At 46.8% G+C, this 26,667-nt stretch carries 24 protein-coding genes, 1 riboswitch and 1 other annotated feature (1 of these 26 cut by a window edge); of the genes, 3 read left to right on the forward strand and 21 right to left on the reverse strand.

Translation table 11 applies throughout. From position 1 onward, the window contains the following. Window positions 1-28: 28 nt before the first annotated feature. From minC to B0H94_RS09820, 18 genes are all read right to left on the reverse strand, one after another. On the reverse strand, window positions 29-703 hold the full coding sequence (minC, locus tag B0H94_RS09735) for a septum site-determining protein MinC (protein WP_181315346.1): 675 nt from the start codon (window positions 701-703) through the stop codon (window positions 29-31). A 107-nt stretch (window positions 704-810) separates the two neighbouring features. Further along, on the reverse strand, window positions 811-1,338 hold the full coding sequence (gene mreD / locus B0H94_RS09740) for a rod shape-determining protein MreD (protein ID WP_245893964.1): 528 nt from the start codon (window positions 1,336-1,338) through the stop codon (window positions 811-813). Continuing rightward, entirely contained in the window at window positions 1,338-2,276 is a 939-nt protein-coding gene (gene mreC, locus B0H94_RS09745; RefSeq protein WP_106589076.1) for a rod shape-determining protein MreC, read from the reverse strand. Before mreC ends, mreD begins: the two co-directional genes overlap by 1 nt. Window positions 2,277-2,410: 134 nt before the next feature. Continuing rightward, window positions 2,411-3,451: a rod shape-determining protein gene (locus tag B0H94_RS09750; RefSeq protein WP_106589077.1), complete on the reverse strand. Its 1,041-nt coding sequence runs from the start codon at window positions 3,449-3,451 to the stop codon at window positions 2,411-2,413. Window positions 3,452-3,671: 220 nt separating this feature from the next. Then, window positions 3,672-4,364: a RadC family protein gene (gene radC, locus B0H94_RS09755; RefSeq protein ID WP_282432542.1), complete on the reverse strand. Its 693-nt coding sequence runs from the start codon at window positions 4,362-4,364 to the stop codon at window positions 3,672-3,674. Then, entirely contained in the window at window positions 4,365-4,943 is a 579-nt protein-coding gene (locus B0H94_RS09760; RefSeq protein ID WP_106589078.1) for a Maf family protein, read from the reverse strand. Between the two features lie 78 nt (window positions 4,944-5,021). Beyond that, window positions 5,022-5,873: a hypothetical protein gene (locus B0H94_RS09765; protein ID WP_106589079.1), complete on the reverse strand. Its 852-nt coding sequence runs from the start codon at window positions 5,871-5,873 to the stop codon at window positions 5,022-5,024. Between the two features lie 117 nt (window positions 5,874-5,990). Further along, window positions 5,991-6,797 (reverse strand): hypothetical protein, encoded by an 807-nt coding sequence (locus B0H94_RS09770; RefSeq protein ID WP_106589080.1) that lies wholly within the window; start codon window positions 6,795-6,797, stop codon window positions 5,991-5,993. Continuing rightward, window positions 6,794-7,387, reverse strand: coding sequence for a hypothetical protein (locus B0H94_RS09775; protein WP_106589081.1), 594 nt, complete (start codon window positions 7,385-7,387; stop codon window positions 6,794-6,796). The genes B0H94_RS09770 and B0H94_RS09775 overlap by 4 nt, the downstream gene beginning before the upstream one ends. A 16-nt stretch (window positions 7,388-7,403) precedes the next feature. Next, window positions 7,404-8,402 carry a type IV pilus biogenesis protein PilM gene (gene pilM, locus B0H94_RS09780; protein ID WP_181315347.1) on the reverse strand — a complete coding sequence of 333 codons (999 nt, stop codon included), beginning with the start codon at window positions 8,400-8,402 and terminating at the stop codon, window positions 7,404-7,406. A 33-nt stretch (window positions 8,403-8,435) separates the two neighbouring features. Beyond that, window positions 8,436-9,194, reverse strand: coding sequence for a prepilin peptidase (locus B0H94_RS09785; RefSeq protein ID WP_245893956.1), 759 nt, complete (start codon window positions 9,192-9,194; stop codon window positions 8,436-8,438). Window positions 9,195-9,294: 100 nt separating this feature from the next. Next, window positions 9,295-9,717, reverse strand: coding sequence for a hypothetical protein (locus tag B0H94_RS09790; RefSeq protein ID WP_106589083.1), 423 nt, complete (start codon window positions 9,715-9,717; stop codon window positions 9,295-9,297). A 157-nt stretch (window positions 9,718-9,874) separates the two neighbouring features. Continuing rightward, entirely contained in the window at window positions 9,875-10,345 is a 471-nt protein-coding gene (locus B0H94_RS09795; RefSeq protein WP_106589084.1) for a prepilin-type N-terminal cleavage/methylation domain-containing protein, read from the reverse strand. A 90-nt stretch (window positions 10,346-10,435) separates the two neighbouring features. Then, window positions 10,436-10,518, reverse strand: a riboswitch (cyclic di-GMP riboswitch). Window positions 10,519-10,675: 157 nt separating this feature from the next. Further along, entirely contained in the window at window positions 10,676-11,884 is a 1,209-nt protein-coding gene (locus B0H94_RS09800; RefSeq protein WP_106589085.1) for a type II secretion system F family protein, read from the reverse strand. A gap of 22 nt (window positions 11,885-11,906) precedes the next feature. Next, entirely contained in the window at window positions 11,907-12,947 is a 1,041-nt protein-coding gene (locus B0H94_RS09805) for a type IV pilus twitching motility protein PilT (protein ID WP_106589086.1), read from the reverse strand. Window positions 12,948-12,969: 22 nt separating this feature from the next. Continuing rightward, window positions 12,970-14,625, reverse strand: a complete 1,656-nt coding sequence (locus B0H94_RS09810; protein ID WP_106589087.1) for a GspE/PulE family protein — start codon at window positions 14,623-14,625, stop codon at window positions 12,970-12,972. A 14-nt stretch (window positions 14,626-14,639) separates the two neighbouring features. Then, window positions 14,640-16,121, reverse strand: coding sequence for a VanW family protein (locus tag B0H94_RS09815; protein ID WP_106589088.1), 1,482 nt, complete (start codon window positions 16,119-16,121; stop codon window positions 14,640-14,642). After that, window positions 16,121-16,954, reverse strand: a complete 834-nt coding sequence (locus tag B0H94_RS09820) for a hypothetical protein (protein WP_106589089.1) — start codon at window positions 16,952-16,954, stop codon at window positions 16,121-16,123. Before B0H94_RS09820 ends, B0H94_RS09815 begins: the two co-directional genes overlap by 1 nt. A gap of 144 nt (window positions 16,955-17,098) precedes the next feature. Between B0H94_RS09820 and B0H94_RS09825 the strand changes: the two genes are divergently transcribed. Genes B0H94_RS09825 through B0H94_RS09835 form a run of 3 tightly spaced genes read left to right on the forward strand, consistent with a single transcriptional unit; the run spans window position 17,099 to window position 19,885 of the window. Next, a complete protein-coding gene (locus B0H94_RS09825) occupies window positions 17,099-17,512 on the forward strand; it encodes a type IV pilus modification PilV family protein (RefSeq protein WP_106589090.1) in 414 nt (137 codons plus the stop codon). Further along, a complete protein-coding gene (locus B0H94_RS09830; protein WP_106589091.1) occupies window positions 17,509-18,795 on the forward strand; it encodes a type IV pilus modification PilV family protein in 1,287 nt (428 codons plus the stop codon). The genes B0H94_RS09825 and B0H94_RS09830 overlap by 4 nt, the downstream gene beginning before the upstream one ends. Before the next feature lie 19 nt (window positions 18,796-18,814). Beyond that, entirely contained in the window at window positions 18,815-19,885 is a 1,071-nt protein-coding gene (locus tag B0H94_RS09835; protein ID WP_181315348.1) for a type II secretion system protein, read from the forward strand. 746 nt (window positions 19,886-20,631) lie between these two features. Here the strand turns inward: B0H94_RS09835 and B0H94_RS09840 are convergent. From B0H94_RS09840 to B0H94_RS09850, 3 genes are all read right to left on the reverse strand, one after another. Next, window positions 20,632-22,230 carry a sensor domain-containing diguanylate cyclase gene (locus B0H94_RS09840; protein WP_106589093.1) on the reverse strand — a complete coding sequence of 533 codons (1,599 nt, stop codon included), beginning with the start codon at window positions 22,228-22,230 and terminating at the stop codon, window positions 20,632-20,634. 216 nt (window positions 22,231-22,446) lie between these two features. Beyond that, entirely contained in the window at window positions 22,447-23,763 is a 1,317-nt protein-coding gene (locus B0H94_RS09845; RefSeq protein ID WP_106589094.1) for a bifunctional folylpolyglutamate synthase/dihydrofolate synthase, read from the reverse strand. A 99-nt stretch (window positions 23,764-23,862) separates the two neighbouring features. Further along, window positions 23,863-26,499 carry a valine--tRNA ligase gene (locus B0H94_RS09850; protein ID WP_106589095.1) on the reverse strand — a complete coding sequence of 879 codons (2,637 nt, stop codon included), beginning with the start codon at window positions 26,497-26,499 and terminating at the stop codon, window positions 23,863-23,865. 54 nt (window positions 26,500-26,553) lie between these two features. Next, window positions 26,554-26,667 (reverse strand) — a binding site (T-box leader); it runs 105 nt beyond the window's last position.

The following is a 26,667-nucleotide window of genomic DNA, read 5'->3' on the forward strand; positions in this document are numbered from 1 at the left end:
TGATTCCTCCTTCTCTTGAAAAACGGCATTACCTCGTGCTGAATCCACGCATTTTATCAAATTGAATATCCTTGCCATTAATATACGCGTAACACGGGCTCTCCTGCACATCGTTCGTACTTTGTCCGTTTTCTTCAACATTTTCATCCGCTGCGATATAAACGGATTCGTTTATCATAATTTGTGCTGGATTCATAACCCCTGCTGCTACATAGGCATCGCCGCGCCCTTCAATTCCTGCTCGTGCCATACCTTGCAGCGTACCCATGACATAAATACTCCCAGTTGCTTCAACAGTGCCGCCAGGATTCACATCTCCTAAAAGAAGAAGATCTCCTTTTGTGTGAACGACCTGACCAGAGCGGACAATCCGGGCAACTTTCGCTATTTCAGTTTCTTTCTTTTGCTCTTCAGCCTCATATTTTGAAATGACCTGACTATGTACATTCGCAACATGGATGCGACCATGCTGTTCAATTGTTTGAATCACCGCGTGCTCATCTTCCGGAGGAATGTAGCGGTAGCCTACATCAACATTAACGTGAATTTCAGGTCCTTCTCCGGTTGGAAGCCCTTCTTCAGTCATTTTTTCCTGCAGTTCTTCAATCAGTTCTTCAAATGCACAACGGTCATCTAAATGGACCGTTAAGCCGTCTTTATTTCCTTTAATCGTTACTTTCTGCTTACTCTGGCTTTGCAGCACACCATTCACCTACCCTTTTAGACCGCTGTTTTTTCGCAGCTACAGCAGACGATACTGTTCTTATTCGCCAAAGCCTTTATAAAATCCTGCCTCTCAAAATGAAGGTTTTATACAGCTTCGTCTCTTGATTGTTCACGCAATTTTAAATACCGCATCAACTTACGCATGGGATAAATTAATAGCATTGCTAATAAAGCATTTAATCCAAGAGAGGGTAGAAGACGATGATAAAAAAACACTTCTCCGCTTAAATGAATCGTTCCAATGCTTAAGTGTAAGACATATACAAGAGATTCAAACACGGAAAAACCGAGCATACTAACGATCAATATCCAAACGAAGCTCCGCTGTACCTGCGGCAGCTTAAAAGCAAATAAATAACCGGTAAATGCGGCTGAAAACATATAAATCCCGAGCACATCCGTATAAATAAAATCATATAAAAGACCGATACTTAATCCGTAAAACATGCCAAGCACCGGTCCTCGGAATATGGCACAAATGATCAAAGTGACAATTGTAAATCTAGGAATGAGCATCCATCCGTTTTCCAACGGATGGGGCACAACCATCTGATACCACGTTCCCTCAATCAAAAACAGTGTAAACACAATGAGAAATGGCAAGTAACGCATCACGGATCGCCCGCCCCTTCTTCAAGCGGCACTTCTTCAATCTCTTCTTCATCTTCCTCATCGTCAATTTCTACTTCATCCAGCAGCTGTTCATCCAAGTTTTGTGCTTCACGTTCAATGACGCGGACATGCTCAATATTGTAAAAGTCTGCAACCGGCTTGATCAAGGCATCTTGCGTCAAACCGTACTCATCCGGACCGACTTCTTGAATCTCTCCGACGGTTAAACCGCGGGGGAAAACACCGCCAAGTCCGGAAGTACTCACAAGCTGACCTTCTTCAACTTCTGCTTCCGACTCAATCTTACGTAGAAGCAGCCCTTCTCGTTCTTCATCCCAGCCTTCAACAAACGCATAAACTGGATCATCTTCGGTATGTACCATAGCTGAGACGCGGTTTGACGGATCACCGTCAGATAACAGCTGTACAGTCGAGCTGAACTGCGACGTCCGGTCAATTTGTCCGATTAACCCTTCCGGTGTTATCACAGCCATACCGCTTTCAATCCCATCCTGGCTTCCCTTATTAATACCAATTGTTTCCGTCCATTGATCAGGCGAACGGTGAATGACAAGTGCAGGCCGGGTTACATAATCTCCTAGGCTTTCTTCAGCATCAGCCATCTCTTGAAGTGTCGCATTTTCTTGTTTCAATGTGTCACGTTCACTTGCGACCATGGCGTATTCATCAAGCCTGTCTTTTAACACTTGGTTTTCCTCGTAAACATAGCGGATATCACGGATTGTATCTACAACACCGTTAATCATGTTTGCCGGCTGTTGAAATACGTTTTGACCAACGCCGACAGCATCGCGTACAAACTGCTCCGGAAGTGTTAACTCTTCGCGCTCTCTTGTCGAAAACCCGATCACAGCAACGAGTAGAATAATGCTGACCATTAAAATAATTAAACGTTTATTTGAAAAGAAATGAGGCATGATTGAACACCTGTATTCGTTAAAATATGCACACTAGACGCGGCACCTACATTTAATGATACAACGCGCCGGGTGAAACTTAAACAGCAGAAGCCGGAAAGATTCGATATCTTTCCGGTCGCTTGAAAAAAAGTTTAGCTTTTTCGGTTAGAACGCGCTGTAATTCCAGCTTTAGAGTGAAATAAATGAATGTTTTCAAGCGCGCGCCCTGTACCAAGTGCGACGCAGTCAAGCGGCTCTTCAGCAATTAACACGGGCATATGTGTTTCATCGCTGAGGACTTGATCCAAGCCGTGCAGCATGCCGCCACCGCCAGTAATCACAATACCGCGGTCCATAATGTCTGCTGCAAGCTCCGGCGGTGTCTGCTCTAACGTGTACTTCACCGTATCAACAATCGTGCGCACAGTTTCACTCAAAGCAGAAGCTATTTCCTGAGCTTCGATTGTAATTGTTTTTGGCAGTCCGCTTACAAGATCACGGCCGCGAATCTCCATTGTATCCGGCTTTGTTTCTTTAGCAGCTGAGCCAATTTCCATCTTTAATGCTTCTGCTGTTCTTTCACCGATCATTAAGTTGTACGTCCGCTTAATGTACTGAATAATGTTTTGATCCATCTCATCACCAGCAATGCGGATCGACTCGCTCGTGACAATACCGCCGAGTGAAATAATGGCAACTTCTGTTGTTCCTCCACCGATATCTACAACCATACTTCCTGTTGGTTCCCATACCGGAAGATCTGCACCAATTGCAGCCGCAAACGGCTCTTCAATCGTGTACGCTTCACGTGCACCTGCCTGTTTTGTCGCATCCTCTACAGCACGTTTTTCAACAGATGTAATCCCTGAAGGCACACAAACCATGACATTCGGCTTACGTCCAAAAAGCGATTTAGAACGTTGCGCCTGCTTAATAAAGTACTTTAACATCGTAGCCGTTGTATCAAAATCTGCAATGACCCCATCTTTCATTGGACGAACCGCCGTAATATTTCCTGGTGTACGACCGATCATATTTTTTGCGTCATTTCCTACGGCTTCAATTGTATGGCTATCCGATCGTTTTGCTACAACAGACGGCTCACGTACAATGACACCGCGCCCTTTCGCATAAACGAGCGTATTTGCTGTTCCTAAATCAATACCTAAATCTTTCGAGAATCCACCAAACATGCTATGTAATCTCCCTTCATTGTCCCAAAGCCTCAAGCTACTTAAAAGCAGCCGGGGGTCTTACTCATTTTATCTCTTCCGGCAGACGAAACTGCACAGACGTTTATGACAGTTCATCATTATACGTAAAATTGTTCGAAAAACATAGCCTGTACAGCCCGATTTACAAATTTCCTCAAAATGTCCCCGGTACCGAGGCACATGGCCGGTGCCGACACTGCTACATATGACCTTCTTCTTTCAAACTTGTAAATGTGCGGTTACCAATAATTAAGTGATCAAGGACTTCTATGCCAAGAAGATGTCCGCAGCTTACGAGACGATTGGTAACTTCGATATCCTCACGGCTCGGGCCTGGATCACCGGATGGATGGTTATGCAGGCAGATGATCGACGCTGCTGAGCGGCGGAGCGCTTCTTTAAACACTTCACGAGGATGAACGATGCTTGTGTTCAACCCGCCAACGAATAACGTTTCACGATGAATCACTTGGTTTTTCGTGTTTAAGCAAAGGGTAACAAAATGTTCTTGTCGGAGGGAACGCATATCCTCCATGACGAGGCTGGCAGCGTCATCCGGGGTACGAATAAAGTAAGGTGCAGGAGATTGAAAGTTTTGAATGCGGCGGCCGAGCTCAATCGCAGCCTGTAATTCCACTGCTTTCGCCCGACCGATACCGCTAATTGTCTGTAGTTCTTCAATCGTTGCATCACCGATCAATTCAAGCCCGTTAAATTTTTGCAGCACACGTTGAGCGAGCTGGAGCACAGATTCGCTTTTGCTGCCGGTGCGCAGTAAAAGGGCGACAAGTTCTGCATTGGTTAGCTTGGAAGCACCAACGTTCAGCATGCGTTCACGAGGACGTTCACTTGCCGGGACATCGCGGATAAGAAAGGGTTCTGATGAATTCAATTAATCCTCCTTAATTAACGGATCGATGCCATAACTTTTAAGTTTGTGATATACCAGGCTGATAGGCAGACCGACCACGTTATTGTAATCACCGGTAATCTGCTTCACAAGCACTGCGCCGAGACCTTGAATGCCGTAAGCGCCTGCTTTATCTACCGGCTCTTTTGAAGCAATGTAGCGCGCGATCAGCGTTTCATCAAGTTCATTAAAACTTACAATCGTCTTTTCGTAAAATCGTTCCATGCCATCAGCGTGAAAAAGCGCAACACCTGTAATGACTTCGTGTGTCGTTCCGGATAAACGACGAAGCATTTCAAAAGCTTCGTCATTGTTTTTCGGCTTTCCAAGTGCTAAGCCGCCTTGTGTAACGAGCGTATCAGCCGCTAAAATCACTTCGCCAGGTTGTGGGGTTAAGGTTTTTGCTTTTCGGGCTGCAAGTTCAATAACACCGTCTTCTAGTGTCATATTAACCGGCAACGTTTCATCTGCATCTGTTGGTTCAATACGGAATTCATAGCCGACCTGCTCAAGCAGTTCTTTTCGGCGCGGAGAAGCGGAGGCTAAAATAAGTTGGGACATGAAGGGTCACCCTTTCAAAAACAATGATTGATTTCATTGTACAAGGGTACTATAAGTTTACCAAACGAAACCCTTTCGTCAATGAAAAAGTTCATCAAATGCTGCTTCCTGCAGTTCAACAGCTGATGGCTCGTCCGCTAAACGCTCAAGCCACAATTCAGCAGCCGCTTCGTCTCCTTGTTCCGCAAGTTCATTTAACTCTGCTTGTAAATCATTGATGGTTTCTGTCTCAAGCTTTTCTCCTGTAACAGCTGAAGCAGTCGCATTGATCACTGGCTGCAAAATTTCCTTTGTACTGCTTTCAACCTCAATTCGCTCTTCTTTCATATAAATTGGCTGTTCTTCTTCCTCAGCCCACGCTTGCCACATCGTTTTCGTTTCATTTTGATCCGTGATGCCTGCTGCAATGAAGTACGTTTCATCTGAGTCGTATTTTAAGGCCGGCCAGCCGCGCGCGGCAATTTGACTTTGATCTTCTTCAGCTTTAGCTGTTGTCTCATAGGCGCCAAGTTGTAAAAGTGTGACCTCCCAGTCTGTCGCGGCAGTATCTGCCGCTGGAGGTGTCTCGTTATTTAACGAAGCTGTCGAAGCTGGATCAGCAGGCTCTGGACTGGTTAGTAGCTGCAAAAGCAGTGTCCCAAACACGACACCAAGCACAACCGCGGCACCAATCAATAAGCTTAATTTGATCCATACACGCTTTTTGGCGTCTGCTGCATCCGGACGATCTGCCTTTTTTTTGCGGTGAAATGGCAGGCCGGGACTATGCTCCCTGTTACCATCATCCCAATACGGGCCACGGCGCTTTTCATGTTGTTGCTTTTTTGCATTAAAATCTACGATACCGTCACGATTCTTTTCGGTTGTACGGGGTGACTCATTGCTTTGACCCTTTGGCTCATCCTTTTGATTCGTATCATTTCCCGTCACCGCACGGCCTCCTTCCGCCTGATCGGTTCCTTTCACTACTTTCACTTTATCACGCTTGATACAAAAAAGAACAAGACATTTGTCGTCCTGTTCAAAGCTTAAATATCATTTTTATCTTTAACGTGAGCCCTCTTCTAAGATAGGGTTATCTTTATTTACCGGTGGCAGAAAGTCATGTACAGGAGCTTCTTCTGCAACTTCTGCACCTTGAGGAAAATAATAGGTGGAAGCAACAACCGTAAACTCCAGCGGATCTGTTTCGTCATCTATAGATACTCGTTCATCCTGCCCGTCAAAATATAAATATTCAATGTTTAACAACCGCTGCAAGGAATCGAGCTGATGTAAAAACGACGATAAGCCGAAATAGTCTGCAGAGCGCACCGACATCTCCACCGTTAAAGCTTCTACACCATCTACCAACTCAGCCTCTGTGACACTTGCACCTGCCGGTACCCCACCTTGCTCGGACCCCTGTTCTTCATCGTTTTCCTCATCAGCCTCTTCAGGCGTTTGTGGTGCTACAGCGTCCTCGTCAACGACAGGGGCTTCGTTCTCTTCCTCCGGCACTTCACCATCTGCCGGGGCAAGCGGCGCCCCTTCGGCGACATCAACGTATAAGACGTAAGCACCCGACATCCCCTGAGCCTGTTCAATATCCATCATTAAGTCGTCAATGGCAGGGTCAGCCGGCAGCTTGCGCTTCTCTGACACCGGAAGTACGCTTTCATCTACTGCTGCTTCTTGACGCTGCTCTTGCAGGTCTTCTGTACGCTCCTCAGCATGTTCGAGGGCTTCTTCCTGTTGTGATAACGCTGTCCGCTCCGGCTGAATGACTTGGGTCATGTAGACAAAGCTTAAAATGAGCAGCAGTCCACCGACTGCACCAAGCAGTATGTAATGAAACCGGGTGAAAGAAATCATTCGCTTTCCTCCTCACCGAGTGCCTGCAGCTCATCGTGGTTCCAATCAAGCCGGTAGAACACATGGTAACGCGGCAGACGTGCCCCGCCGGTTGCCTCTGCCTCCTGAAGCGGGTCAACTGTATCTAGGCTATGTAGATGGGCTTCTTCAATAAAATCAGCTTCACTTAATTCATGCTGATATGATGCTGAAGCTTCGATGTCATCAAACTGCACACTTAAAAACACTTCTTCAAGCTCATAATCAAACTCAAATTGTAGAAAGTACCCGCTTTCAGGAAGGAGCGATACAAGTTCATCAAGCATCTCAGCAACTGGGAGCGTTCGTCCTTCAACACCTGCGACCGCCTCCTCGTAACGTGCTGTGTCATCTTCTTCAGCTTCTTCAATGTCTTCTTCAAGCGCAGCTGCCTGCACCTGCTCCTCTTCAAGTGCCTCTTGAACTTCAGCCTGGTCTTGTTCCAGCCCGCTTTCCCAAAGGGTGAAACCGCCAAACACGAGAAGCAGCCCGGCAAGTGCGATGCCGGCGACGGCAAGTAAGCTGTAGTCGCGCTTAACTTTTTCAGGCAGTAAATTTACATCAACAAACACGCCGCCGCCTCCTTCATTACTTGTGTAGACGTTGTTTAATAATTAAGCCGGCCGCCTCTACAAAACGCGACGGCAGTTCTTCGTCGACCGTAAAAGCGCCGGCGCCTGCAGTCATTTCTTCAACCGGAAGACTTGATGCTTGTTTCAGCTGGGCAATAAATGCTGCAAGCCCCGGGTGGTCGCCTGCAACGAACACGTACTCCACCCCGGCTTCCCCCTGCTGAAACGAGTAGCGGTAAAAGTTCATAATCCGAAGTGCTTCTTCTGCTGTCTCACGTGCCTGCACATCTGCGCCGGTTTCATCTCCTAAAAGCTCCAAACGTTCGGTACCGTCTTCATCATGCACAACACGCCAGTGTCCGGCTTCATTTGACGGTTGAAACTGACGGATAAACACCGGAATATGCCGGTGAAAAATGCTGATATGTACCGACGTGGTGTCGTGATGAATGAGCATTAAATGACCGCGTCCGGGCAGACGGTCTAAGCTGCTGAGCAGCCGGTAAAAGCTGAGCGGTGCAGCATCGGCAGCTTTTGGCTTCAATCCTGCATCTTCGAAATGCTCTACATATGCGTTGATCACATCTCTTGGGGAAGCAACAACAAGTACCTGCTTCGTTTCTGTTCCTTCTTCGAGCAGGTGATAATCAATGACCGGGTCATCAAATGGAAGTTGAATCCGTTCCCCAAGTTCAAGATAAATGTGACCGACAATTTCGTCCGGCTCAAGCGATGCAGGTACCTCTACCTGCCGTACCGCAACATAAGCATCAGGCACATTAAATACAAAGGGTTTGCGCTTTAAGTTCCACGTATCAACACACTCTTCTAAAATACGGGCAAACGTTTCATGATCTGTGATGCGTCCATCATCTATGACACCAGGCGGCAGGTAACGCTCTCCCCACGTGTTCACCGCCGAAAGTTCACCCTCTGCAGCAGTGACCAGCCGGATCACATGGTCTTTTACGATGAAACACGCCCGGTGCTTTTTCTTCTTTTGCAACAAAGCCAATCCAACGTCCGCCTTTCCTATGTATTTCTCCGGCTACAGCCAAAAACCTGTATACCATTGCAGCACAGCTTCACCAAAACCGTAAGCAAGAAGTGCACCAGCTGCTATAAATGGCCCGAACGGCATCGGTTCTTTTCGCCGGACATGTCCAGTGATTAAACCGATACCGCCTAGCACCGCCCCAAGCGAGACTGAAAAGAAAAATGCAAGCAGCACAAGTTCCCAGCCGAGCACCACACCGAGCACCGCAAACAGCTTTACATCACCACCGCCCATGCCGCCTCGGCTTACGAGTGCAATAACAAACAGCAGACTGAAACCGAGCAGGGCTCCGGCAAGTGGTGACCACCAAACATCAAGTGGAGCGGCCGTCAGACGAAGCAGTAATATCGGTAAGCCAAAAGCAAGGAGCACTTTGTCAGGAATGAGCATAAAACGTAAATCACTTACGACAATGACGTGCAGCATCATGAGAAACAAAAGCGCGACCGCCCACTCAGGGCTGTAACCAAACGCAACATATGTAACCGCAAATAAGCTTCCCGTTGCAAGCTCCATCACCGGATATAACTTTGAAATTTGTTCACCGCACCCGCGACAGCGGCCGCGTAAAGCAATATATGAAAAAACGGGAATTAACTCCAACGCGCGGATGGTGCGGCCGCAGGCAGGACAGCGGGAGCGGTCCGTCGTAAACGGCGTCCCTGCCGGCAGCCGGAGTCCGACGACATTTAAAAATGAACCGATCACCAGCCCGACCACGAGCCAATACAGTGCCATCCATTCCATCATCCGCTGCCGCCGCCTTTCTCCGATTCCATCGATCAACCTTTTCTTCTATTCTAGCACAGCAACTTTCGTATGACTATGCGCGTTGTGACAGAAGCCGCAGTCATTCAACTTCATCCATGTAGACAGCTTCCTCGATGGTGCACAACGCTGTTCCTTCATTGCAGAAAACGACCGAGGCCGGGGCACCGTTTTCAAACGTGACAAATGAAGAAGGGCTGTATAACAGCAGCCCCGGGTGTACAAACAGCGATAAGCCGTCCGTTTCATCGAGTACGCCGGCCTCGTTCAACTCAGTTAATGTACGAACCGCCCCGTCGTCCGGACGCTCTTGTACAGCATAAATTTGTGCTGCATCTTCAACAACCGCCGCATGATACGCATGCACCGCCGGTACTGCAGCATCGAAAGCTTGACTGCTGTAATACAAGCCGAACGCAGCAATGAGTCCTAGAAGTACTAAGAGAATGAGCGCTTTCGGCCGGTCAGGACGCGGAAAACGGGTGCGGTACGTTCCAAGCGGCATGGACTTCCCTCCTTTCGTGCGGAAAAAACCGCCCGGGGGTTAATCCCGGACGGTGACGTGTTAAATAGGTTATTGTGGTTCCACTGAAAATAAATCATTGTCTGAGAAGGCTGATTTGTAATGAGGTATTTCAATCAAATGGATTGAGGTTTAATTATTACTCACCGAAAGGGTCCTCGTCTTCAAACAATTCGTCACGATCACCTTGTAAATCATCCAAACTAGCACCATCAATATGTTTTCCATCATCTTCTGGGTCATTCAAGGTTACTTCATAACGGTTTTCATCCTCACCGGCTTCAGGGTCTACGCGCACAAAGCTATCATCGTTGTAATCTTCTTCACTACCAAATGGATTTGATGGGGTTTGCTCGATATAACCGGCCGACACTAACTCATCAAGTGTATAACCGTCATCTTCAGCGTCAAAATCCTCTCCCGCCGCATAAGCCGTTCTTGCTGCGTTAATCATCTGTTCTGCGTTGGCAACGTGGGCGTCTTCTTCCGTGTCACCGATAATGTTGGCGATGGCTGGGACAGCAATGGCTGCAATAATACCGAGAATCACAACAACGGCAAGCAGTTCAATAAGTGTTAAACCGCGCGAGTCTTTCAGTAATCTTTTCATCTTTCAATCCACTCCTATTAAATTATTCATTTCTGCCGTGTAGAAAGTTCCATCCATAAAAAAACCGTCATTGCCACAGAAAAACTGTTAAACAATCACGGCCGGTTGCACTACTAGCTCCCGCCTTTCAAAGTGCCCACATGAGAAAGGTGTTCATCGCTTCCGTATTTATGTTCTATTGTGTAACATTACATCTCTAAGACTATTATACGGAAGAAATGAACTGCGTCAATAGTGTGATCAAACAAGATTTGTTCAACATTTCATTAAGTACAAAGCAACCAGCTTAGTGCTTATTTACCCGCACTTTCGTTTCATGAAACACGGGAGTTATTGAACTTCACCAAATACTTCAAACATCGGAATGGCAATTGCTGCAACAATCACGCCGACCACGCCGGCTAAGACTAAAATCATGAGCGGTTCAATGAGCGATTTCATTTGATCAGTTGCGCTTTCAACTTCAGCTTCATAAAAGTCAGCCACTTTATCGAGCATTTCATCTAAGTTACCCGTCTGCTCCCCCACAGCGACCATCTGCGCCACCATCGGCGGAAACGCCCAGTGTTGATCCATCGGTGCACTCATCCGCTCTCCGCGCTCAAGTGAAGTGCGCGCTGCCTGCAGTACGCGGCTGATTACCTCATTACCGACGACGCGTTCAACAATGGAAACCGACTGCAGTACAGGAACAGAGCTTGCAAATAATGAACTTAGCGTCCGCGTCATTCGAGCTAAGGCGGCTTTACGAAGCAGCTGCCCAAACAGCGGCAGGCGCAGCAATGTATAGTCAATGTAATAACGCGCCTGCCTTGAGCGTTTCCGAAGCTGTATATATGCCACGACTACACCGATCAGCCCAAGCAAGATAAGCCACCAAAATGATCCGGCAGCTTCACCGGCTGCCATAACAAAGCGGGTAATCCACGGAAGCTCGGAGCCGTACTGTTCAAACATATCAATGAATGTCGGTACAACAAACGAGAGCAAAAACAAGACAACGAAAAACGCCACAAGGCCGATGACAATCGGATAGGATAAAGCCGAAACGACTTTTTGCCGCGTTTCATTCTGCCGCTCATAATAAGATGCCAGGCGTTCCAAAATTTCATCAAGATTACCGCCTGCTTCCCCTGCTTTCATCATATTCACAAACAACGGCGGAAAGACGCGCCGGTGTTGATCAGCAGCTTCCGAATACGGCCGTCCTGCGCGCAAATCTTCTTCTACATCTTGTAAAACGCGGCGGAACACTTTATTTTTTGACTGCCCTGCTAAAATGCTTGTTGCATCGACAACAGAGATCCCGGCGCCAAGCATGGTTGCGAACTGCCGCAGAAAAATTACAAACTCTTTGTTTTTCACGCCGCTACCAATGTTAATTTCTTTATACAAAATACTGTTTAAGGGACGTAGTTCTGTCACTTGAATGCCGTCCTCTTTCAACTGCATACGGACGTCGCGCTCGGCCTCTCCCTGCATACGGCCGGAAACTTTACGTCCGCGGCGGTCGCGGCCGCGGTAACGGTACTGGGCCATCTTCATCCCTGCCTTTTTTCACTTATGAACCTTCATTCCGAATGTAGGGTTGGGCTGCTTCCTCCGAGATGACCCCTTCATTTAACAGCGCTTCAACATCCATTTCAAGCGTATGCATGCCTGCAGCTTTATTTGTCTGCATAACCGTCGGCACTTGATGGATTTTTTCATTACGGATTAAATTTTTCACAGCGGAATTGTTAATTAAAATCTCTGTCGCTGCCCGGCGCCCGCTGCCGCTTGCTGTTTTAAACAACCGTTGACTCACAACAGCACCTAACACGCCGGCAAGTTGAATCCGCACTTGCGGCTGCTGGCTCGCCGGAAACACATCAATGATCCGGTCAATCGTTGCCGGGGCATTTGTCGTATGCAATGTGCCAAATACAAGGTGCCCAGTTTCAGCAGCTGTAATGGCAGTCGAGATTGTTTCTAAGTCACGCATCTCGCCGACGAGAATAATATCCGGGTCCTGTCGGAGGCTGGAACGGAGGCCATTGGCAAAGTTTTGCGTGTCAAAGCCGATCTCACGCTGATCAATGATTGATTTGTTATGAGTGTGTAAGTATTCAATCGGGTCTTCAAGTGTGATAATATGCCGGTTATGATGGCGGTTAATGTAATCAATCATTGAAGCAAGGGTTGTTGATTTACCGCTACCGGTCGGGCCGGTTACAAGAATGAGCCCTTGTGGTTTTGAAGCGATATCTTCAAGCACTTTCGGCATATGGATCGATTCAAGACTCGGGATTTCCGTCGGAATGGTACGAATTGCAAGGCTCACACATGACCGTTGAAAATACATGTTAATCCGAAAACGGGATACGCCACGAATGCCGTGGGAAAAATCAAGCTCGCCTCTTTTTTCAAACATCTTCCATAAAGGTTCAGACACAAGCGCACGGGCCATTCCTTCAGTATCCCGAGGTTTTAAAGCTTCTTCCCCGTGATAGGATAGTTCGCCGTTAATTCTTAATACCGGCGGCACCCCGACGGTTAAATGAAGGTCGGAGGCGTTTTGTTCAAAAGCTGTGCGCATAAGTTGTTCAATCTGTTCTTTCAAAGTGAGCTCCCCCCTTCACGATTTATTCATCAAGTGCCACCCGCATTACTTCTTCTAGCGTAGTTAATCCCTGCCTTACTTTTAAGAGGCCGTCATCTACTAAATAAAGCATACCGTTTTCTGTTGCATACTGCCGGATGTCCCCGGTGGACTGGTTATTCATCATCATACTGCGAATATCATCATCGACTTGAAGCACTTCATGAATCGCCATTCGCCCTTTATAACCGGTGCCGCTGCAACGATCGCAGCCGGTGCCGCTATACACAACATCAGGCGCACTAATACCGCGGCGCTTAAACATTTCCGCAGCCATGGATGACGGCGGTGCGCCCTGCCGGCAGCTTGGGCAAATGCGGCGGACGAGTCGCTGTGCAACAACACCGCTTAAAGAAGATACGACCATATACGGCTCTACACCCATATCGATTAAACGGGGAATCGTTGCAATTGCACTGTTTGTGTGCAGGGTGCTGAAAACGAGGTGGCCGGTTAGTGAAGCACGAATTGCAATCTCAGCCGTTTCAGCATCACGAATCTCTCCGACCATCACAATGTTTGGGTCCTGTCTAAGCATTGAGCGTAACCCTGTGGCAAAGGTTAATCCGACGTTTGTGTTCACCTGCACTTGGTTAATGCCATCAAGCTGGTATTCCACCGGGTCTTCAACTGTCATAATGTTTACTTCATCTGTATTTAAGTGATTCAGTGCGGCATAAAGCGTTGATGACTTACCGCTTCCGGTCGGACCAGTAATTAACACCATGCCCGAAGGTTGTTCAATCATTTTCATAAACGTCCGGTAGTTCATTTTATTAAACCCGAGCTCACTAATTTTATTGAGCGCACTGCTTAAATCAAGAATACGGATGACAATCTTCTCACCAAACACTGTTGGAAGTGTGGCAATCCGCATATCGACAGGGGCATTTCTTAAGTTCACTTTGACCCGGCCGTCCTGCGGCAGGCGGGATTCGGTAATATTTAAGTTGGCCATAATCTTAACGCGGGCGGTTAAAACGTTCTGCACGCTTTTTGGGTACGTCCGTTCCGTTTTTAAAATGCCATCCACCCGGTAACGAACAAGTATCCGGGTTTCTTGAGGGTCAATATGAATATCACTTGCTTCTTGCTCAAGCCCTTCTTCGATCAGCTCATTCACGATGCGGACAGCCGGCGCATCTTCTACATCACCTTCAGCAAGCGCCTCAATATCACTGTCAGAGGGAGCTTCCTGCCGGGTTTCTAACACGCGGTAGTGCCGATTTATTGCCCGGGAAATGTCATCTTTTGCTGCAATGGCTGATTCAATCCGCATCCCGGTAGAAAGGCGGATATCATCAAGTGCAAAGTAATCAAGCGGGTCCGCCATCGCCACATGAAGCACGTTGCCATTGCGACGGAGTGGGATTAACTGCTTCTGCCGGGCAGTTTCTTTTGGAACGAGCGCAAGAGCTTCTTCTTCAACCGGGTACTGATTTAAGCTGATATGTGGAATCCCGAGCTGATACTCTAGTACTTCAATTAACTGCTTCTCGGTAATGTCTCCTCTTTGCAACAGCACATCACCAAGCTTTTGATCACTTTCTTTAATCTGCAGCGCTTCCTGCAGCTGTTCATCGCTTAACAGCCCTGCCTCAACGAGCAGGTCACCAAGTCGCTTCCGCTGCTCTGCCACGTAGCGCTCCCTCCTTACTTATCTTCCCAGGCGTTCGGCTCTTCTGGTGCAGGCATGCCCGGGGTCAGAGAGTCACCGCCGGGTGTCGTGCTTGTGCCGTTATTGCCATTTGACTCACCATTATCGAGCTCACCTTCTCCATCCGGACCAGCATCTTCGGCAGGCGTTTCGCTTGTGCCGTCATCTGCATCTGGTGTGTCACCTTGAGACGGTGCAGCATCATCCCCGTTTTCCGGAACTGTTCCATTTTCTTGAGAAACCTCGTTTCCTTGCCCGTCATCTGTTCCGTTATTTTCCGGTGCTGCATCATTGTTATCATTTGTTTCATGATCATCCTCTGTTTCAGGTGCACTTAACCCTCGCTCTTCAATTTGGTGATCGGCCGGGTAATAATCTTCAGCGATTTGGTTTTCTTCAAGCGTCGCTCCGGCATCATCGGTCGTAATAATATAAACACGGCCATAAGCTCCGTTGCTTCCTTCTTCAATCAGCTCTGATTCATAAGGGAGCCGGCTTTCTGAATAATGCACAACAGTTCGCGGTTCAACTTCCACCTCGTCACGAACTGTGCGCTCATAATTAAATAAAAAAGGCTCGCCTCGTAAAGCGACAAACAGCTCCCCACCTGTGTAAGAAACTTGCAGCTCATACGGCTGATAATTCGGATTATAAATGATTAGTTCTTTCTCACCAGGGATGACACGGGCGTCCTCTCCGAGTGCAGCATAATCAGGGAGCTCTCTATGAATGTGGCGCTCTGTTACAACAAAATTTGTTTCACTTAAAACTTGAAAAATGCCGGAAGCGAGCATTTGCAGCTCTATGTTTTCAAACGCCATAATCCCTGCTTCATCCATTGCGTCGCTAAAGTGAAATGAGCTGCGCGGCTCAATCTCGGTGCCATCGAGCGCGTCCGCCCACTCTTCAAGTGCAGGCGTGTCTTGATTCGATTGCAGCGTTGTACTACGCAGTTCCTGCTCACTTAAGGCATAAGCTTCGCTGAAATAATTTGTCACCCGAAAACGGGTATGCGGTTCGCGCAAACGGACATGTTCACTAACCGCCTCCTGCAGCCGCTCAATATCTACTTGATCCGGCACTTCTTGATAAGGCAACTCTTCCAAATGGCTTTGCAAGGCGTTCGCAGCGATTCGCGGACGCAGTTCAGCACTGCCAGTAGCTGAAGCTTCCTCAAATGCTTCTTCAATTTGAAAGTCAAGTACCTCGGTTTCAAGCTGAACGTCTTCATCATACATAACAAAATCAACTAACGCCTGTCTCTGCCACGTATGAACAGCCTCTTCAAGCTCTGCTTCTGCTTCTTCAAGAGAAGCACCGCCTAATTCAATGCCAGCAATCTCGGCATTTTCAGGCAGATTGCTGCTTTGAACAAGCACCCGATCATAAGCCGCCGTACCTGCATATGTAAAACCTAAAATAAACAAAACGATTGCGCTTTTTAATGCAAGCGCCTGCAGAAAATAACGACGGTTCATCACTTTTCTCCTTTCGAGTCACGACTGTCGTGAAACAAATCATCTTCAAGCTCCCGCATAACATCCTGCCGGCTTTTCGGCTCTGTTTCAGCTGCAGCCGGAACCTCGATATCTTTTGCCCGCACTGAACGCGCCTCCGCTGTCAATTCATCCTTTACGGGTTCGGGCCCAGTTTCTTCCTCAACTTGAGGCTCCGCTTCTAATGCAGACAAGCGAGGCGGCAAGCCTTCTTCCTCATCTGCATCAATTAAAGGCTCTGGTTCTTCTTCAGCAACAACAAAGCGGCGACCTGTACCGGCGATCATTTCCTCCATATCCATCGCGTCTTCTTCGCTAGGTTGAGAAGAAGTGTCTGGCGTTTCCACTTCTAGGTTTGGCTCGCCTGCCGCCGGGAGTGGTTCACCATGATCCTCACTGTTCTTTTCATTAACAGAGGCTTCATTTGTTTCAGCTAAAATAAACGTGTCATCTGGTTTCGGAGGTTCTTCCGCCGGCCTTTTTTCACTAGACGTCTCCTGCGCCGCCGCAGCAGCAGCTGGTACATAAGGAGGAGGTTCCTGCGCCTCTGTCTCCGCTTCATTCAAAGCTTTTCTCTCATCATCATAAGCAAATTGGCTTCCGAATAAGTAAGAAAATACGACGAGCCCGACAATCAAAGCTATGCCAGCTATCCAAAAAGGGTATAGTGTTGACAATAAATACGTTAAAATAGTAAGAAGCGCTGTTGTGCCAAGAAGCTTTAGCACCATACGATTGGATAAATTTAACGGAAGCATTACGATCACAAAAAACGCAATGATCGTCGCTGCAATGATAAAAACAATTTCCGGCACGAACAGCCCACCTTTTTCAAATCTATGTATCTATTTTTAATTGTATATCATTCCATACAACTTGGGAAGGTTGTAAGCGCGATGCTTCACCTTCTGCACCTCACTTGCAACCTTTTTTCATGACCTTGAACAGGAGGGAACCCGGTGTTTTCAAATACAAACAGTCAGCACGGCCTTACCCTCATTGAAGTCCTTGCTGCTCTCACCATTTTAGGCGTCATCCTTGCTGTCTTTGGTACGATGATGGCCTCTAGTGCAACAACTGGTGCACAAAACGAAGAACGCCTTGATGCTTTATACACAGCCCAGGATTGTATGGAAGACATACGAAGCGAACGGGCAGAAGGTACATCAATCTCAAGTATAGCCTCCGACTTTTGTTTTACTACTGATGAAAACACTTCACTCACACTTGCGATTGATGCATCAAATGAAGTTACGAACTTGTATGATGTCCAAGTTACCGTTGAAAAAATTGAAAGCAACCGCCCGGATGTTTCCGTCACTTTAGAAACAAAGCTGTACAATGAACTACCTGAAAGAGGCGAGAGCGAATGAAGCAGCAAGGCATGGCACTCCCAACAGTTTTAATGGTATTTGCTGTCCTTTCCCTCGTGTTTTTAACAACAGCAGCTGTACTGCTCACTGATTTAACCGGGCAGCAGCAAACGTACGCCGATATCGAAGCCCAGTACGACGCTGAAGGGCAGGCAGAGACGTTGATCGCACTGCTGGATCAAGAAAACATTGAAAATGAAAACAGTGAAGATGACGTGATAAGTGAGATTGAAGACAAGGCGGAATTAGCAGGTGCCGAAGATTTCTTCTTTACGAACAACGAGAATGACGCTGAAATTTTCGCGGTGAATTTTTTAGGCAGCGCAGCTGTCACTGGCACATCTGATGCCGAAAGTACGTACAACTTACGCGTTGAATTGTTTATGAACATTGAATCTAGAACAATTAATGAGCAAACAACGTACCATTTAGACGAATGGGGACTCACCCGCTGGGAACGAGATCGCGGGTTTGGTGAGAATGTTTCAGATAGCGTGGACCCTGGTGGTGAAAATGGCGGCCATGAGCCTCCCCCTCCATCAGCTGAAGAATGCGATCCTACAAGCGGATCCTACTTTGCCGGTAATTGCATTTTCACAGACTGGGTTACCCTTTCTCATGATGAAGACTTTGAAGTTGAAGGGTTTAGTGAGTTTCAATCTACTGTGATAATGCGCGATCGATCGCAACTTACAATTGGTGATGATCTAACATTCGAAAATGAGTTGAGTGCAGACAATGACACAAAAATTGATGCAGGTGACAATGCGATATTTTTAGGTGAATTGACAACCGGAGACCGTTTTGACCTTACAGTTGATGGTCAGACAAACTTTGAAAACGATGTGAATATTCAAAATGATGCTTCCCTTACCTTAGAAAGTTCAGCTGATTTTATAGGCGAATTCGACGCTGGTGACCGGCTTGAAATGGAGGTAAAATCCACAGCTTCATTTTATAATTTAGTTTCAATAGGCCATGGTGCAGACATTCAATTCAATCAGGACGCGGTATTTCATGACGAACTTACAGTTAATTCCAACAGCGAAGGAACGATTCAGGGCGAAGCAGTTTTTCATGATGATGTTACTTTTAGCGCGGACAGTAACATCACCCTTGAAAAAGATGCCGAATTTTCAGGTGATCTTAACCTTGGGCCGCAAACCGTTTTAACCATTGAAGGAGATGCGAGCTTTCATGGATCAGTTTTAGCCAATCAAACAGCACAAATCATTGTTTGTGGTAATGTTGAAGGCTATAACGAAGCTGATGACTGTGGTTAATACAAAAGGAGCGTTAACTATGGTGATAAATAACCGGTCAGGCTTTACTTTAATCGAAGTTTTAGCAACGATCACTTTGCTCTCTGTCGTCGTCGGCACGGCGTTTCTCATTTTAAACACCGGGATGCTCGTCTCCACTGACCAGGATGAAGCGACACAGGAACGGACAGATACACGTATCGCGTCTCAAGAAATTACTGAAGACATTCAAGGGAGCCGAAGTATTGAAACAGACAACGGTATATATACGCTAGAGAAGTCAGCTGGCGATGAAATTACGTATTCGTTTCATGAAGCAGAACAAACTGTCGAACGAAACGGCAGCACTTGGCTCCAAGGTGTAGAACACTTTGCACTGACTGAAAGCGGAGGCAGCGCCTACACTGTCGAACTGCAATGGGCGGATGTGGACCGGGCTGCTGCCGGAGACGGCGATTGGCGTTTTACCGCTGCCCCGCGCATTGCCGGCAGTATGAGCGGTGGCACCACGCCATCAGAACCTGAAAATGGGGACGATGACGAAGATGAAACCGGCCCATGTAACCTTGAAGACTATGAGTTTGATGGTATAGATGAGTTCTGTACGTTTGAAGAAGACCAATTTTTAGATGAAGACCAATACACCTTTCCAGAAGGGGTGATTTTTGAAGACTCCGTTTCATTAGAAAATAACCCTGGTGCTAGCGGAGGGGTGAACTGTAATAACGGTTCAAGCGAGCCTGAAGGTGTTTGTGCGGAAATATTAGGTGATTCAGAGTTTCACGATGAAATAAATTTCGCACGTGGTGGGCAAATTCATATTCTTGAGGGAGCTTCAGCTTTAATTCGAAGTGACATCAACTTTTCCGGGCAAGCAAACAAAAATACAAATGAATTCCTGATTACTGGAGATGTTACTTTTAATGCTATAAATGAATCCAATGTAATCAACTTTGATACCTCGGACCTCACAGCCTCAAGTACAAGAGATAATTTAGGGGATTTGTTTACCATTGAAGGTGACGCTACTTGTGAAAATGGAACTACCGTTGAAATAGATGATGGTACGGAATTATCTGACATTGTTGAAGGTACAATTAGTGGATGCTAATCCCAGCGTGTAGACGAACTTTCAAGAAAAACCGAGGCTGATGTCGCTTTTCAGCGGACACTTACACCAAGAGGGCACAAGGGCGACATTGGTTTGATCTGCGCTGACGATTGATCTCACTGTGTCTTCTTAACCCCCGTCACAGCCTAAGCTTCCTCGGTAGAAAGTCACGGCCTGCTTGATTTCCGGCTCTCGCTTTTCTTGATACTCATCAGCCTTGCATTATTTGATCGTCATGAATGGTAGAGGTACTTTTGATCAAGCAGTATCTATATAAATCAGTTTCGTTATGATTTTTCATAAACGATCAAGCGAACCATCCACTAAAAACAAATATAAAAGTGACCGAAACGAACGACGGCGACTCCCAGAGGGTCAAGCGCAGACTGAAGATCCACTTGTTCGAATGGTTTATATTCGAACAAGTTAGCTGAAGTCAAGCCCTCGGGAAAGCGTCCGTCGGTAGTGTTGGTCACGTTCACGAGTCGGTATTTTCCTCTCGATAGATCCGCGGTGATTGGGGCAGTAAGTTGTGAGTTGATGTTAGGTTTTGTACTTTATCGACCGTCCGCGATTAGTGGGTGTTAATTCTTTTCTCTTCATGAAAACGTCAGCTTGGCGACCTCAATCAATGGGGCAAGCAACTGCAAAACGCGATCTACCCTCGTTAGTAAAACACTTTTTACTTTGACCAACTCACCCCCTTATAAAAAAAGCACCCGCGCTTTAAAAGCCGGGTGCTTCTTTTATGCGTAGGCTGCGACTTTGTTGCGTCCTGCCTGTTTGGCGCCGGTATACATCGCCCGGTCTGCTTTTCGTACGAGCGAGAAAAACTCTTCTTCTTCTTCAGGCACAGTCCCTGCGACACCAATGCTTGCGGTAATATTTACACTGCGTTCTTGATCTTGTTGAAGCGACTCGCGGATTTGAAAGGGATGGTCGGCGAGTAAAAGGCGCAGTTCTTCAGCGAGCAAGGCTGCTTCCTCCTGGCAGCGCTCAATCAAAAGAACTGCGAACTCTTCTCCGCCGAACCGGGCGACAACAGATGGATACGGTACATGTGCCTGCAAAAGCTCCGCCACTTGAATTAATACGTGATTGCCTGCTTCGTGACCGTATGTATCATTCACATGTTTAAAATGGTCCAGATCAATTAATAAGGCTGATAACGGAAGCTGCTGTTCAACCGCACGCTCATGTTCCATTTCTAATATCATTTCAAAATAACTGTAGTTATAAAGTCTTGTGAGCGCGCACCGTTCACTCTTCTGCTTTGCCTGTTTGTAGTAACGCGCATTATCGATAGCTGCGATTAAAAAGCTGCTTAAAAATTCGACGATGCTCACGGCTTCTTTACCATACATGCGCTGTTTTTTCACTGCTAACGTTAATACCCCGGCAATAGCTCCCTGGCGGTAAATTGGTACAGACAATAAAGATTCCGCATGAGGAAAGAAAGCATCATCATCTTTTGATTTCCATTCATTCTGCTTAATAAACCGTATCGGATCACCGGTTTGTACAACCTTTTTACTCCACCGGTCACCACCCCCATAATCAAGCGCCACCGCTGAATGACGGTCAAAGCGGTCAATATGTTCAGGTTCAAGCCTGCCATCATGCAAGCTGTAAATAAACATATAATCTACCGGTACGATCGAACGGATCCACGTCGAAAAGGTTTGAATGATTGCTTCCTCATCCAACGTTGAATTCAACTCATGCCCTGCTTTGTTCACTTTCTTCATCATAGACTTCGTTTCTTCAGCCGAATGATATAAGCGAACAACTAAAGCGACACTTAAAAATGGAATGCCCACGTACAACACCGAAGCTAACCCAATTTCGTTATACAAAAAGATTAAAATAAGAGCAAACGGTACGTTGAGTGAGGTAGCTGCAACTTCCCAAACTAAGCTGCGGGTAATTAAACGTTCCCGCTGGCCGATAAAATAGTTGCGGAAAAAGTAAATTAAAATATGATTCACAAGCAGATGGACAATGAAATACACAACAATTGGAATATAAGGGATGGTTCCCTGCTGACCATACATCGGCGTAAGGGGCCCGCCTGCAGCCCAATACGCAGCGGCAGCGATAACTGACGTGATAAAAAACATTGTACTGTTGAATAAATAACGATAAAAGTCCTGCCGGCCGACCCGTAAGTACATTAAAGAAAAAATGACAGCCGCCTGGCTTACCAAAATTTCTGCAAAGAGGCCAAATTGTACAAAAGCAGCAAGCGATACACCTTGAAAAAGCACGATAGACGGTCCACTTTTCATGACAATTGGAAGCATAGCCGCCATTACAGCAAGCAGGGTGAAAACAAAAACATCCAAACCGGCCACGCTGAGTAGAGGGCGCGGGTCTATAATTAAAGCGGTAAGATATACACTAACTGCAATAATAGAACTGATCCATAATACAATGTATTTCCTCGTAGAAATAGTAGACCCTCCCTTCGCTCATATTTACTTAATGGCCGTACGAATTCTACCAAAGAAACATGCCTTTAGTAGTATTGTATATGAATGATGGTTTTTCCTTCCTATAAATTAAATTTTCCAATTTGTTTGATGAAGAAATTCGCGCACAGCTGAAATAAAGTAAAGTGAACCTGTGATTAAGACGAGATCTTCTGCCTCAGCGTCTACTTGAACTGCTTCAAGCGCTGCAGAAATTGAACTTGCCGGTTCAGCCTCAATGGCGTGTGCATGCTTTACGAGCTCAGCTTCCGGAAGCGCCTTATAGCCAGTATACGGAGCTAAGTACATTTTCGCCGGCTGCAGTTCCATCAGCGGGGCAAATAGTTCTTCAGGTGTTTTCTCTTCTGTAACCGTAGCAACAATATAAACATTTTTTTCGGCATAACGCTGTTGAACAAAGGCAGCAAGCTGCTCAACACCCTGCCGGTTATGCGCTCCGTCTAAATAAACATCCGGTGCTTCAGATACTTTTTCAATCCGGCCTGGCCAATGCGCCTCAAGCAGACCTCGGCGGATATTGTCTTCTTCGATTGGTAGCGCATACAGCATTTTTAAGTAATCAAGCGCCATCATCGCAAGCGCTGCATTTTCTGCTTGATGGGCCCCTTCCATTTTCAACTCTACTCCTTCTTTTGTACCAAATGGATAAGGTGAGCGGAATTTAAACTTCTGTCCTGCCGAAAGCGCCTCCCAATCTTCAATAAAAAAGTCACGGTCCAGCTGATACGTTTTGGTTCGAAGAGAAGTAGCAACTTCATCAAAATAGCGGCGGATCTCCGGGTCTTTTTCAGTCGTTGCAAGCGGAACACCTGACTTTACGATGCCTGCCTTTTCACGAGCGATTTCTGCTTTTGTATGGCCTAAGATGGCTTGATGATCCTCGCCGATATTTGTAATTAAACTAATCATCGGCTTCACGACATTGGTTGCATCCAGCCGTCCACCGAGCCCGGTTTCAAAAACAACGACATCTGGAAAAGCCCGGGTCGCAAAATACTGCACCGCTACAGCGGTCACAATTTCAAATGATGTTGGATGGCCTTCTGCTTCTTCAGCAAGTTCGTCTACATACGGTTTAACTTCGTTTGCTGCGGCGAGAAAATCTTCTTCACTTACCGGCTGCCCATTCATTGCGATTCGTTCGCGAAAATGAGTGACATAAGGAGACGTAAATGTGCCAACTTCAATACCTGCTTCACTCATCGCTTTTTGTAAAAATTCGGTTGTGGAACCTTTGCCGTTTGTCCCGGCAACATGAATTGATTTTAAACGCCGGTGTTTGTTGCCGAGTTTTTCAAGCAGTTTCTCCATCCGTTCCAGACCTGGTTTAATGCCGTAAGGTGCCTGTTGTTCGATCCAATCAATCGCCTCTTTACACGTCTGCATAAGTTATTCCTCCTGCTTCGTTCTTGTCAATTGAAAAACAGCCACCGCTGTCTCCTAAAAAGAGAGCCGTGCGGTGGCCGCCGGAATGTAACAATGCACTTAGCGCAGTTCGTTCATGCGTGCAATGACTTTGTTCCGTTTATCAACATAATCTTGTTCTTTTGCTTTTTCTTCTTCGACAACGGCTTCTGGTGCTTTATTTAAGAAACCTTCGTTGTTCAACTTCTTTTGTACACGTTCTACTTCTTTGTCTAAATTCTGCTTTTCTTTTTCAAGCCGGGCAATTTCTTCTTCAATATCAATTAAGCCTTCAAGCGGCATAAATAGTTCAGCACCAGTTACGACGTGCGACACAGCTTTTTCTGGTGTATCCACAGTTGTGCCGAGCACGAGATTTTCCGGATTGCCAAACTTTGTAATGTAAGCTTCGCCGCGCTGTAAACGAGCGAGCACATCATCATCTGCTGCTTGAATCATTAACTGAATCGGACGGCTCGGCGGCACATCCATTTCTGCGCGGGTATTACGTACAGAGCGGATAATTTCTTTTAAGAGCTCCATGTCTTTGACAGCTTCATCATCTTGTTTCGCCTCATCAGCCACCGGCCATGCGGCAACGCTGATCGATTCACCGGATGTCGGCAGGTGCTGCCAGATTTCCTCGGTAATAAACGGCATAAACGGGTGCAGCAGACGCATCGTTTCGTCAAGGACGTGCGCGAGTACAGAACGGGTCGTATGCTTGGCTGCTTCATCTTCGCCGTAGAGCGGCAGCTTCGCCATTTCAATGTACCAGTCACATACATCATCCCAAATGAAGTTGTACAAGGTACGACCGACTTCACCAAATTCATAACGCTCCATTAACTGGGTAACGTGCGCTGTCGTCTCCTGCAGCCGCGTTAATATCCAGCGATCGGCAATCGTCTTCTCACCGGAGAGGTCTATCTCATCATAAGTTAAACCGTTCATATTCATGAGTGCAAAGCGTGATGCGTTCCAGATCTTATTACCGAAATTCCAGTTCGCCTCAACTTTTTCCCAATGAAAGCGAAGATCATTTCCTGGTGTTGTTCCTGTAGCAAAGAAGAAACGAAGCGCATCAGCCCCGTAGCGGTCGATGACATCCATCGGATCTACACCGTTGCCGAGTGATTTACTCATCTTACGGCCTTCAGCATCACGCACCAAACCGTGGATTAGTACATCTTTAAATGGACGGCGCTCGGTGAATTCGATGCCTTGAAAAATCATGCGCGATACCCAGAAAAAGATGATGTCATAGCCGGTCACAAGCACATCGGTTGGATAATACCGGTTGTAATCATAGGCTGCTTCATCCGGCCAGCCCATTGTTGAAAACGGCCAGAGCGCGGAGCTGAACCAAGTGTCAAGCACGTCCTCATCCTGCTCCCAGTTTTCAACGTCCTGCGGGGCTTCGCGTCCAACATACATTTCGCCCGTCTCTTTATGATACCAGGCCGGAATGCGGTGACCCCACCAAAGCTGCCTGGAGATGCACCAGTCTCTAATGTTTTCCATCCAATGCAGATACGTTTTCTCAAAACGATCCGGCACAAAATGTACTTTATCTTCAGACTGCTGCTGCTTAATGGCAGCTTCAGCAAGTGGATCCATGTTTACAAACCACTGAGTAGACAAGTACGGTTCAACGACCGCACCACTTCGTTCTGAATGACCAACAGCGTGCACATGCTCTTCCACTTTAAACATCATACCATCGGCTTTTAAATCTTCAACGATCTGCTTTCGGCACGCAAACCGATCGAGCCCTTGATACTTGCCGGCATTTTCATTCATGATGCCGCCTTCATCCATGACTAAAATCCGCTCAACATTGTGCCGGTTGCCAATTTCAAAGTCATTTGGGTCGTGGGCCGGAGTAACTTTTACCGCGCCGGAGCCAAACTCCATATCAACGTAGCTATCTGCAACAATCGGAATTTCACGGCCTACAATCGGCAGTTTCACCTTTTCCCCAATAAGATGCTGATACCGTTCATCATCCGGATGCACTGCGACACACGTGTCACCAAGCATCGTTTCCGGACGGGTGGTGGCTACTTCAATTTGACCTTTACCGTTTATGAGCGGATAAGACATATGGTGCATACCGCCGGTAATTTCTTCATACTCCACTTCAATATCAGAAAGAGCTGTTTTTGTTTCCGGGTCCCAGTTAATAATATATTCTCCGCGGTAAATATATCCTTTTTCGTACAAGCGGACAAACACTTCACGTACCGCTTCACTTAAACCGTTATCAAGCGTGAACCGCTCACGGGAATAGTCCAGCGACAAACCGAGCTTGGCCCACTGCTCGCGAATAAACTCAGCATATTCTTCTTTCCATTCCCAAGACTGCTCCAAAAACTTCTCACGACCAAGGTCATGGCGGCTCAAACCGCTTTCTTTCAGCTTTCCTTCTACTTTTGCCTGCGTCGCAATGCCGGCGTGATCCATACCAGCGAGCCAGAGGGCATCATAACCCTGCATCCGCTTCGTACGAATTAAAATATCCTGCAAGGTTGTATCCCACGCATGTCCAAGGTGGAGCCGTCCGGTCACATTCGGCGGCGGAATTACAATGGTAAACGGGTCTTTCGTTTCATCATCTGTTGCTTCAAAAAATTTCCCATTCACCCAAAATGGATACCATTTGGCTTCAGTGTCCGCCGGGTCATACTTTGTCGGCAGGTTGTGCTCTTCATTCATATTCATTCCTCCTTAAGTCGTTAAGGTGTTAAAGACATAAAAAAACTCCCTCCATCAAAGGACGAAGAGAGTTCGCGGTACCACCTTTGTTTGCTATACGCCAAGCGTAAAACACACTTACCCGGTAACGGCGGGGGCCGGTTTTTCCTACATTCGTTCAGAAAAACA

The sequence above is a fragment of the Salsuginibacillus halophilus genome (assembly GCF_003014715.1).
Classification (GTDB): Bacteria; Bacillota; Bacilli; order Bacillales; family Marinococcaceae; genus Salsuginibacillus; species Salsuginibacillus halophilus.

Excerpts from the sequence above, each read along its gene's own strand:
- mreD (WP_245893964.1), bottom strand. The coding sequence starts at position 1,338 with ATGCGTTACTTGCCATTTCTCATTGTGTTTACACTGTTTTTGATTGAG.
- mreC (WP_106589076.1), bottom strand. The coding sequence starts at position 2,276 with ATGCCTCATTTCTTTTCAAATAAACGTTTAATTATTTTAATGGTCAGC.
- B0H94_RS09750 (WP_106589077.1), bottom strand. The coding sequence starts at position 3,451 with ATGTTTGGTGGATTCTCGAAAGATTTAGGTATTGATTTAGGAACAGCA.
- B0H94_RS09760 (WP_106589078.1), bottom strand. The coding sequence starts at position 4,943 with ATGTCCCAACTTATTTTAGCCTCCGCTTCTCCGCGCCGAAAAGAACTG.
- B0H94_RS09770 (WP_106589080.1), bottom strand. The coding sequence starts at position 6,797 with ATGATTTCTTTCACCCGGTTTCATTACATACTGCTTGGTGCAGTCGGT.
- B0H94_RS09785 (WP_245893956.1), bottom strand. The coding sequence starts at position 9,194 with ATGATGGAATGGATGGCACTGTATTGGCTCGTGGTCGGGCTGGTGATC.
- B0H94_RS09790 (WP_106589083.1), bottom strand. The coding sequence starts at position 9,717 with ATGCCGCTTGGAACGTACCGCACCCGTTTTCCGCGTCCTGACCGGCCG.
- B0H94_RS09795 (WP_106589084.1), bottom strand. The coding sequence starts at position 10,345 with ATGAAAAGATTACTGAAAGACTCGCGCGGTTTAACACTTATTGAACTG.
- B0H94_RS09800 (WP_106589085.1), bottom strand. The coding sequence starts at position 11,884 with ATGGCCCAGTACCGTTACCGCGGCCGCGACCGCCGCGGACGTAAAGTT.
- B0H94_RS09815 (WP_106589088.1), bottom strand. The coding sequence starts at position 16,121 with ATGAACCGTCGTTATTTTCTGCAGGCGCTTGCATTAAAAAGCGCAATC.
- B0H94_RS09830 (WP_106589091.1), top strand. The coding sequence starts at position 17,509 with ATGAAGCAGCAAGGCATGGCACTCCCAACAGTTTTAATGGTATTTGCT.
- B0H94_RS09835 (WP_181315348.1), top strand. The coding sequence starts at position 18,815 with ATGGTGATAAATAACCGGTCAGGCTTTACTTTAATCGAAGTTTTAGCA.
- B0H94_RS09845 (WP_106589094.1), bottom strand. The coding sequence starts at position 23,763 with ATGCAGACGTGTAAAGAGGCGATTGATTGGATCGAACAACAGGCACCT.
- B0H94_RS09850 (WP_106589095.1), bottom strand. The coding sequence starts at position 26,499 with ATGAATGAAGAGCACAACCTGCCGACAAAGTATGACCCGGCGGACACT.